The organism is Desulforhabdus sp. TSK (genome assembly GCF_022836495.1).
Classification (GTDB): domain Bacteria; phylum Desulfobacterota; class Syntrophobacteria; order Syntrophobacterales; family Syntrophobacteraceae; genus Desulforhabdus.
This window is the reverse complement of the sequence record NZ_BQXM01000005.1, coordinates 164,858-174,416: the sequence shown is the minus strand read 5'-3', so window position 1 is coordinate 174,416 and position 9,559 is coordinate 164,858. Positions and strand designations below refer to the sequence as shown.

The 9,559-nt window shown below is 58.0% G+C and carries 6 protein-coding genes; 5 read left to right on the top strand and 1 reads right to left on the bottom strand.

Features of this window, described 5'->3' with window-relative positions:
* Nucleotides 1-234 precede the first annotated feature (234 nt).
* On the top strand, nucleotides 235-972 hold the full coding sequence (gene kdsB / locus MWC30_RS05050) for a 3-deoxy-manno-octulosonate cytidylyltransferase (RefSeq protein ID WP_244083068.1): 738 nt from the start codon (nucleotides 235-237) through the stop codon (nucleotides 970-972).
* A 37-nt stretch (nucleotides 973-1,009) separates the two neighbouring features.
* Here kdsB and lipA read toward each other — a convergent pair whose 3' ends face one another.
* Complete coding sequence (gene lipA / locus MWC30_RS05045) at nucleotides 1,010-1,915, bottom strand: lipoyl synthase (RefSeq protein WP_244083067.1); 906 nt, start codon at nucleotides 1,913-1,915, stop codon at nucleotides 1,010-1,012.
* Nucleotides 1,916-2,540: 625 nt separating this feature from the next.
* Between lipA and carA the strand changes: the two genes are divergently transcribed.
* The 4 genes from carA to MWC30_RS05025 are packed head-to-tail and all read left to right on the top strand — an operon-like array spanning nucleotide 2,541 to nucleotide 9,534.
* On the top strand, nucleotides 2,541-3,686 hold the full coding sequence (carA, locus tag MWC30_RS05040) for a glutamine-hydrolyzing carbamoyl-phosphate synthase small subunit (protein ID WP_244083066.1): 1,146 nt from the start codon (nucleotides 2,541-2,543) through the stop codon (nucleotides 3,684-3,686).
* A gap of 15 nt (nucleotides 3,687-3,701) precedes the next feature.
* Nucleotides 3,702-6,929, top strand: a complete 3,228-nt coding sequence (gene carB, locus MWC30_RS05035; RefSeq protein WP_244083065.1) for a carbamoyl-phosphate synthase large subunit — start codon at nucleotides 3,702-3,704, stop codon at nucleotides 6,927-6,929.
* Between the two features lie 17 nt (nucleotides 6,930-6,946).
* Nucleotides 6,947-8,410 (top strand): amidophosphoribosyltransferase, encoded by a 1,464-nt coding sequence (gene purF, locus MWC30_RS05030; protein WP_244083064.1) that lies wholly within the window; start codon nucleotides 6,947-6,949, stop codon nucleotides 8,408-8,410.
* Nucleotides 8,411-8,445: 35 nt separating this feature from the next.
* Nucleotides 8,446-9,534 (top strand): SIS domain-containing protein, encoded by a 1,089-nt coding sequence (locus MWC30_RS05025; RefSeq protein ID WP_244083063.1) that lies wholly within the window; start codon nucleotides 8,446-8,448, stop codon nucleotides 9,532-9,534.
* The last annotated feature ends 25 nt before the right edge of the window (nucleotides 9,535-9,559 follow it).

Below are 9,559 nucleotides of genomic sequence, written 5' to 3'. Positions count from 1 at the left end.
GGTCATAATGACCTCCTACCCTTTGGGTTGAGTTGAATCCGAACAAATTCTCGGCAAAGTCTTTGTCGATTCAACAACATACTCCAAAGGGTAGATTCTTTAAATCCCAAAATCGCTCAATTTAGGTCATAATATACTGTCCTCAAGAAGTGGAAAGGGCGCGAGGTCGAGTGATTGAACGTTCATCGCGCCCGCCTGGTTTCTCAAGCATGGAACCCCCTGCAAGGAAACGACATGCAGACCGTCGGCATTATTCCAGCGAGATATGAATCATCGCGCTTTCCCGGCAAGCCTCTGGCGGACATTCTGGGGCGCCCCATGATCCAGCACGTGTACGAACGATCCAGCGAGGCTTCGGGACTGGACCGCATCTTCGTGGCTACCGACGATGCGCGCATCGCCAGGGCGGTGAAAGCCTTCGGAGGTGAACCCATCCTCACCCGGAGCGACCACCCCAGCGGCACCGACCGTATTGCCGAAGCCAGCCGGCTGCTGAAACTTTCCGACGAGGACATCGTGGTGAATGTTCAGGGGGATGAGCCCCTCGTGGAGCCCTCCATGATCCATCTCCTGGTAGAGGCTTTGAAGGAAGCCCCTGAATGTCCCATGGCAACCCTGGGCTTCGAGACCTGCGATTCCGGGGAGTACCTGGACCCCAATGTCGTCAAAATCGTGAGGGACACCGGAGGGAAGGCCCTGTATTTTTCTCGTGCTCCCCTCCCCCACCGCCGCGACCCGGGAGCAGCGCCCTTTTTCTTCCTGAAGCACCTGGGGTTCTACGCCTATCGCAATGCCTTCCTCCAGACCTTCACGCAACTCTCCCCCGGAAAATATGAATCGGAGGAAAAACTGGAACAGCTCCGTGCACTGGAACACGGGTTTTGCATCCAGGTGGCCTTGTCACCCGTCGAAACGCACGGGATAGACACCCCCGAAGACCTCGAAAAGCTTCGCAAACGGATGGCTGGTTGAGGTTGGACTCTTGTGCATTCTGCGGCAAACCAGAAGGTCACCCATCAGCCGGGAGCCTGTCGCTTTCGGCGCTCCGGTAAAGACTGCCGGCATGGTAGGAACTTCGCACGAAGGGACCACTGGCCGCTTGAGCAAACCCCATTTCCAGGGCCGTTTCGCGCCACTTTTCGAACTCTTCGGGAGGAACGAAGCGCTCCACGGGCAGGTGCTCGGCCGAGGGTTGCAGATATTGACCCAGCGTCAGCAAGCTGCACCCCACATCCAGCAAATCTTGGAGGGTCTCCCGGATTTCTTCCGACGTTTCTCCCAGGCCCAGCATCAGGCCGGACTTGGTGAGGAGCGAGGGATCGTAATCCTTGATATGTCTCAGCAGGTCCAGCGAACGCTGGTAATCAGCCCCCGGCCGTACGGAAGGGTAAAGACGCGGCACAGTTTCGATGTTATGATTCAACACATCCGGCCGAGCTTCAACCACCTTCCGAAGTGCCTCTCCCTGACCCTGGAAGTCCGGGATCAGGACTTCAATTTGCGCCTCGGGGATTTTGTCGCGTATTTGTCTTATGGTTTCCGTAAAAAAAGAGGCCCCGCCATCCTCGAGGTCGTCGCGAGTGACCGATGTCACCACCACATAACGCAGGCCCAGCCTGGAGGCCGCTTCCGCCACTCTTGCCGGTTCTTCGGGGTCCGGTGGACTCAGCGGGCCGTGCTCTATGGCGCAAAAACGGCAGTTGCGGGTGCAACGTGGGCCCATGATCAGAAAGGTGGCGGTTTTGCATGAAAAGCATTCATACTGGTTGGGGCATTTGGCTTCCTGGCAGACGGTATGCAGGGCACCGTCCTTGAGCAGAGACCTTACCCGTTCGTATTCGGGCCCCGTGGGCAATTTTCTTCTGAGCCATTGAGGCTTGCGAAGACGTGGTCCAGCTTCCGATTGTTCCGGCATGATTCCCTCGATAAGTTTTACTCTTGCAGGTTAAAAAGCTTCATTTTCACGCTCAGGCGCAGGCGACACAGAGATGATTGCCAGGTGCTTTTCTCCGTGCTCTCCCAGTCTCTGCGTGAGTCAAGAAAGGCAGCTTCTCAAGCTGGGTGCAGTCCAAAGTGATGGGAATCAAGCTGTATGTTGGATCTCAGAGTCCCAATATGCGTCCCAGCCACCATTACTATAGAGGTAAAATCCCCAAACGGACAGCCCGATGCGGGAGTCGCACCTGCCCGGTTCGGAGGGAGATGCGGCGCAAACCCATGCGTTGTCCCGCCCCTACAGCGTTTTCAGCCATTTTCAGCCCACCTGGACCCCGGTTTTCACTGGGGCGACGGCCTCTTGAGAATCCATCATTGCCGCGCTTTCAGGCAGAAAGCCTCCATTTACACTTCGTACAAAATTGTTCCGCTTTTTCCACGGAAATCAGTTGATATCCTCCGATTAATCGTTACAATTGCTCGGCTGATATTTCGGAGGCAGCACGTTGTGAGCCCATCTGAAAGGCCGATGGTTCCGAAACCTTTCGTGCTTCGAGTCCCCGTGGCGGGTGGATGGGATTTTTGATCATCTCGGAGGGACAATCATGACTTCTCCATGGAAGCGAAGGAAAGCCATGCTCCTGCTGGAGGATGGCGTCCTGTTCAAGGGATACGCTTTTGCCGGCCAGGGGTATGCGCTGGGCGAAGTGGTCTTCAACACCAGCATGACCGGTTACCAGGAGGTCTTGACGGACCCTTCCTACAAGGGACAGATCGTAGCCATGACCTATCCTCTGACGGGCACTTACGGCATCAACCCTGAAGACATGGAATCGGCGGCCGTACAGGTGGAAGGCTTTGTGGTCAAGGAATACCAGGAATTTGCCAGCAATTGGCGCAGCACCGGGAGCCTGGCCGATTTCCTGAATGAGCACGGTAAGATCGGTATCGAAGGAATCGACACCCGTGCCCTCACTCGACACATTCGACAGGCCGGAGCCATGCGCGGCATCATCGCGACAGATACGGACGACCTGCACCGCCTCATGGAGCGGGTGCAGGGCTTTCCCGGGCTGAGCGGAGCCGACCTGGTCCAGTATGTTTCCTGCGACAAAATCTACCGCTGGGAGGGATGCCCCCGCCTGGACGACACGGCAGCGACATGGACACCGGGCAAGCCGGGTTTCAATGTTGCGGCCATCGACTGCGGTGTCAAATACAATATCCTGAGAAAACTCGAGGCATCCGGCTGCCAGGTCATGGTTTTCCCGGCCCGTTCAACGGCGGAGGAGATTCTGGCGAGACAGCCCGACGGCGTCTTCCTTTCCAACGGCCCGGGCGATCCGGCGGCGGTTCACTACGTCGTCGATACGGTGCGGAACCTCCTGGGAAAGCGACCGATTTTCGGCATCTGCCTGGGCCATCAGCTCATGGGCCTCGCCCTGGGAGGGCAAACCTTCAAGCTGAAGTTCGGCCATCGCGGAGCCAACCAGCCGGTGAAGGACCTCACCACAGGCAAAGTGGAAATCACCTCCCAGAATCACGGGTTTTGCGTCGACCTGGAATCCCTCAAGGATAAGCCCCTGCGCCTGACGCATATCAATCTCAACGACAATACGCTGGAGGGAATGGAGCATCTCGAGATTCCGGCCTTCAGCGTGCAGTACCACCCGGAAGCGGCCCCCGGGCCCCATGATGCATCATACCTCTTCCAGCGATTTGTCGAGCTCATGGAAAACCAGAAAAAGTAGAAGGAACGGGAGCACATGCCCAAGCGTACAGACATCCACAAGATTCTCATCATTGGCTCCGGCCCCATCATCATCAGTCAGGCCTGTGAATTCGACTATTCGGGAACGCAGGCGTGCAAGGCGCTCCGGGAAGAAGGATACGGAGTCGTCCTCATCAACAGCAATCCCGCCACCATCATGACGGACCCTGAAACGGCCGACCGCACCTATGTCGAGCCCATCACGCCCGAAGCGGTGGCCAAGGTCATTGCCCGCGAGCGCCCCGACGCCCTCCTGCCCACCCTGGGGGGCCAGACCGCTCTGAACGTCGCCGTCAGGCTGGCGGAGATGGGAGTCCTGGAAAAATATGGTGTGGACATGCTGGGCGCCCGAGTGGATGTCATCAAGAAGGCCGAAGATCGCGAGCTCTTCCGCGATGCCATGAAGCAAATCGGTCTCAAGGTCCCAGCCAGTGGGATCGCTCACACGCTGGAGGAAGTGAAAAGCATCGCCGGCGAGATCGGCTTCCCCATCATCGTCCGTCCGTCCTTTACGCTGGGAGGGACCGGCGGGGGAGTCGCCTACAACCGGGAGGAGCTCCTGGAGCTTTCTCAGGGGGGCCTCGATGCGAGCCCCATCCACACGGTCATGCTCGAACAGTCCGTCCTGGGATGGAAGGAATTCGAGCTGGAAGTCATGCGCGATGGCATGGACAATGTGGTCATCATCTGTTCCATCGAGAACATGGACCCCATGGGGGTCCACACGGGGGATTCCATCACCGTGGCGCCCGCTCAGACCCTGACGGACCAGGAATACCAGGTTCTGCGGGACGCCTCCATAGCCATCCTGCGAGAGATCGGCGTGGAGACGGGCGGCTCCAATGTTCAATTCGCCGTCAACCCCGAAAACGGTGAAATGGTGGTCATTGAAATGAACCCGCGCGTTTCCAGGTCTTCCGCTCTCGCCTCCAAGGCCACGGGCTTCCCCATTGCCAAGATCGCCGCCAAGCTGGCGGTAGGCTATTCCCTGGATGAGCTCGCCAACGATATCACACGGGAAACCCGCGCCTCCTTCGAGCCCACCATCGACTACTGCGTGGTGAAAATTCCCCGGTTCACCTTTGAAAAATTCCCCAACACCGACGATTTTCTCACCACCTCCATGAAGTCCGTGGGAGAGACCATGGCCATCGGCCGCACCTTCAAGGAGGCCCTGCAGAAGGCTATTCGCTCCCTGGAAACCGGCCATTTCGGTTTCGGGGATCCCCCCGTCGACACGAGCCGCGACTACCTGGATGCCCTCAAATTGAAGCTGCGGCGCCCCAATTCCAAGCGCCTGCTCCAGGTCGCCGAGGCGCTGAAGCTGGGTGTTTCCGTGGAAGAGCTTTACCGCCTCACCTGGATCGATCCCTGGTTTTTGCATCACATCCATCAGATCGTCCAGATGGAAGCGGCCATTCGGGCCTCCGGGTCCGACGGGAGCTTTCTCGACGATCCCGACCACCTGCGCTTCACCAAAACATGGGGGTTTTCCGACAGGCGCCTGGCCGACCTGACCGGAACCGACGAGGAAGCGATTCGGCAGAAGCGTATCCAGCACGGAATCAAGCCCGTGTACAAGCTGGTGGACACCTGTGCCGCGGAATTTGAGGCGTATACACCCTATTATTATTCCACCTACGAGACCGAAGACGAATCCCGTGCGACGGACCGCCCCAAAGTCGTCATCCTCGGGGGAGGCCCCAACCGTATCGGCCAGGGCATCGAATTCGATTACTGCTGCGTGCACGCTTCCTTTTCCCTGCGGGAAGAAAATCACGAATCCGTCATGGTCAACTCCAACCCCGAGACGGTTTCGACGGATTACGACACCTCCGACAAGCTTTACTTCGAACCCCTCACTCGTGAGGACGTCCTGCATATCCTCGAAACCGAAAAGCCCAAAGGGATCATCGTGCAGTTCGGGGGGCAGACGCCTCTCAATCTCGCCGTGCCGTTGGAAAAGGCCGGAGCCAAGATCCTGGGCACTTCTCCCGACGCCATCGATCTGGCTGAAGACCGCAAGCGGTTTCAGCAGCTTTTGCAGAAGTTGGGCCTGAAGCAGCCCCGCAATGCGACGGCCTTCACCGTCGAAGAGGCTCGGGCAGCGGCTCAAAGCATCGGCTACCCCGTGGTGGTGCGCCCCTCCTATGTGCTGGGCGGACGGGCCATGGAAATCGTGTACGACGATGCCATGCTGAACAAGTTCATGGAAACGGCCGTACACGTGTCTCCCGGCCACCCGATACTTCTGGACCAGTTCCTGGAAGATGCCGTGGAGGTGGATGTGGATGCCATCAGCGACGGGAGCATGACTGTAATCGGCGGCATCATGGAGCACATCGAAGAGGCCGGCATTCATTCCGGAGACAGCGCCTGCGTGCTCCCGCCCATTTCCATTCCCAAAGAGACGCAGGAGGAGATCAAGCGACAGACGAAGCTCATGGCCGGGGAACTGGGCGTCGTCGGGCTCATGAACGTTCAGTTCGCCCTCCAAAGGGGGGAGATATTTATCCTGGAAGTCAACCCGAGGGCTTCCCGCACCATCCCTTTTGTCAGCAAGGCTATCGGGCGCCCCCTGGCAAAACTTGCCACAAAGGTTATGCTTGGAATGTCTCTTAAAGAATTGGGATTTGACCGTGAAGTTGAGCCGCGGCACCTTTCCGTGAAGGAAGCTGTTTTCCCCTTCTCACGATTTCCTCAAGTGGACCTTCTCCTCGGGCCCGAAATGAAATCGACGGGGGAAGTCATGGGCATTGGAGAGAATTTCGGCATCGCTTTCGCCAAGGCGCAGTCGGCGGCCGGCTACGATCTCCCGACTGGGGGGACCGTGTTCATCAGCGTCTACGATGCCGACAAGCCCAAGGCCCTCCCCGTCGCCAAAAAATTCAAGGAATTGGGCTTCCGCCTCATCGCTACGTCAGGAACCGCTGCATACCTGCGCGAGCACGATGTTCCCACGGAAACGGTCTTCAAGCTGAAGGAGGGGCGTCCCAATGTCATGGACTATATCAAGAACGGCGAAATACAGCTGGTGATCAACACCAGTTTTGGCAAGCGAACCTTTTCGGATTCCTACGAAATCCGGCGTACAACGCTTCTGTACAACGTTCCGTACACAACAACGATCTCCGCGGCAAAGGCCATGGCTGAAGCGGTGGAGGAGCTGCAGCGGGGCGACTGGGATGTGAAGACGCTTCAGGAATATCATGCCGGAACGTAACGGAGGCAGAACCCATTATGACCGACTACCCTACCCGCATCACTCACAAGGCATCGCTCCTCCCGCAACGCTATTTTCCACGAAAGCGTGAAGAGTGTGGAATCTTCGGCGTTTTCGGCAACAGTGATGCGGCCAAACTGAGCTACTTCGGGCTTTACGCCCTGCAGCACCGGGGGCAGGAGAGCGCCGGCATCGCCGTATCCGACGGGTGCCAGGTTCTCGAATACAAGCACATGGGGCTGGTCCACGACGTCTTCAAGGAACGGACGCTTCAAAAGCTCAAGGGGCACCTGGCCATCGGGCATGTGCGTTATTCCACGACCGGGTCTTCTCTGCTTGCCAATGCACAGCCGTTCGTCATGTTCCATGGCAACGAGTATTACGGCATCGCCCACAACGGCAACATCGTCAATGCGGTGGAGCTGCGGCGGGAACTGGAAAAGGAGGGTGCCATCTTTCAGTCCACCATGGACACGGAAATCATCATGCACCTGGTGGCCCGGAACCTGAAATACGGCATCGAAGAAGCCCTTGTCGAGGCTCTGAAAAGAGTCAAAGGCGCATATTCACTTGTCATGTGCACCCGCGACAAGCTCATCGCCATGCGGGACCCCAGAGGATTTCGCCCCCTCTGCCTGGGAGAAATCAACGGCAGCTACGTTCTGGCTTCCGAAACCTGCGCCTTCGATCTCATCGAAGCGACCTACATCCGAGATATCGAACCGGGTGAAATCCTCATCATCGACGCGAACGGATTCCGGTCCCTCAAACCGTTTCCCGAGACACCGCCCGCCTACTGTATCTTTGAATTCGTCTACTTCGCGCGCCCCGACAGCAACATCTTCGGCCAGAATGTCTACCTCTGCCGCAAGCGCCTCGGGAACCTCCTGGCGCAAGAAAACTGCCCGATTTCTGCGGATTTCATCATGCCCTTTCCCGATTCAGGCAACTACGCCGCCATCGGGTTTGCGGAGGCGTCCAGGATCCCCCTGGAGATGGGCATCATCCGGAACCACTACGTGGGGAGGACCTTCATTCAACCCAGTCAGGCCATGCGTGATTTTGGAGTGCGCGTCAAGCTCAATCCCGTCAAAGAGCTTTTGAGAGACAAGCGGGTTGTCCTGGTGGAGGACTCCATCATCCGCGGGACCACCACGCGCACCCGCATCAGCTCCCTCCGCCAGGCAGGGGCCAGGGAGGTGCACATGGTGGTGAGTTGCCCGCCCCATCGCTTTCCATGCCCCTATGGCATCGATTTTTCCACCAAGGGAGAGCTCATTGCCTCTTCCCATTCGGTTGATGAAATTCGAGACTTCATCGGGCTCGATTCATTGAACTACCTGAGCCTCGAAGGGCTCCTGAAGGGTGCGCAGGCTTCGCCTCAGAATCATTCCTTCTGCCTGGCCTGCTTCACAGGGGATTATTCCATTCCCATGCAGGAGCAGTACGGTAAGAATTGCTTTGAGCATCAACCCTCCTGAGAGGGATACCCGATTGAGATAGAAAGGAAGATGGATTGAAAGACGGAATTCCGGCACGTGCGGCCTCTGAGGGGAAAAAGCCCTTGGGCGAAACGGCAGCCGACAGCACTTCCGCGCTTCTTTGCAGGGGCCAGAATGTCATCGAGATCGCCCGGGAAGTGCTCCGCATCGAAGCCGAAGGAATCATCCACCTTTTGGATCACATGGATGAAAAGTTCGCCCGGCTGGTCCAATGGATTTATGAGGCCCGAGGGAGGGTCATTGTCACGGGGATTGGGAAGTCCGGCATCGTCGGCCGCAAGATTGTCGCCACCCTCAGCAGCACGGGAACTCCCTCGCTGTTCATCCATCCCGTGGAAGCCATGCACGGGGACTTGGGAATGGTGCGGAGTGAGGATATCGTCCTGGCACTCTCCAACAGTGGAGAGACCGACGAGCTCAACATCATCCTCCCCAGCCTCCGAAGCCTCGGCACACGGGTGATTGCCTTCACGGGCGCCCTTTCTTCCACTCTGGCCCGATACAGTGATTTGGCCATTTACACGGGAGTCCCGCGAGAAGCATGCCCTCTCGGCCTGGCACCCACCGCCAGCACGACAGCCCAGCTGGCCATGGGAGACGCCCTGGCCGTGGCCCTCATTCGCATCCGCAACTTCCAGGCACAGGATTTCCGCCGCTTTCACCCCGGGGGGCATCTGGGTGAGCGCCTTCAGGTTCCCCTGTACGACGTCATGCGCCAGGGAGACGCTATTCCCACCGTGCGCCAGGACACGCTCATTCCCGAAGCTCTGAAGGTTATGAACGACAAGGGGCTCGGAGCCACCCTCATCGTGGGCGATCGCAACGAGCTGCTGGGAATTTTCACCGATGGCGATCTGCGCAGGCACCTCAACACCTGCCCGGATCTCAGCCGAAAATCCATTTCAGAGGTTATGACTCCACACCCGCGGTCTATTTCCGCTGAACATTCCGTGGCAGAAGCGCTCGAGGTCATGGAACAGCATCTCATCACGGTCATGCCGGTGGTCGACGCCGAGGGGTGCCTGCAGGGCATCCTGCACCTGCACGATTTGCTGGGAAAAGGAAGGATCCGCTTCACGCTCCAGCCGGAATCCAAATGCTGAAATGTTGTGCGCATACGGACGCGGG

What these genes read in the sequence shown, in the direction of transcription:
- kdsB (WP_244083068.1), top strand. Translation starts at nt 235, where the DNA reads ATGCAGACCGTCGGCATTATTCCAGCGAGATATGAATCATCGCGCTTT.
- lipA (WP_244083067.1), bottom strand. Translation starts at nt 1,915, where the DNA reads ATGCCGGAACAATCGGAAGCTGGACCACGTCTTCGCAAGCCTCAATGG.
- carA (WP_244083066.1), top strand. Translation starts at nt 2,541, where the DNA reads ATGACTTCTCCATGGAAGCGAAGGAAAGCCATGCTCCTGCTGGAGGAT.
- carB (WP_244083065.1), top strand. Translation starts at nt 3,702, where the DNA reads ATGCCCAAGCGTACAGACATCCACAAGATTCTCATCATTGGCTCCGGC.
- purF (WP_244083064.1), top strand. Translation starts at nt 6,947, where the DNA reads ATGACCGACTACCCTACCCGCATCACTCACAAGGCATCGCTCCTCCCG.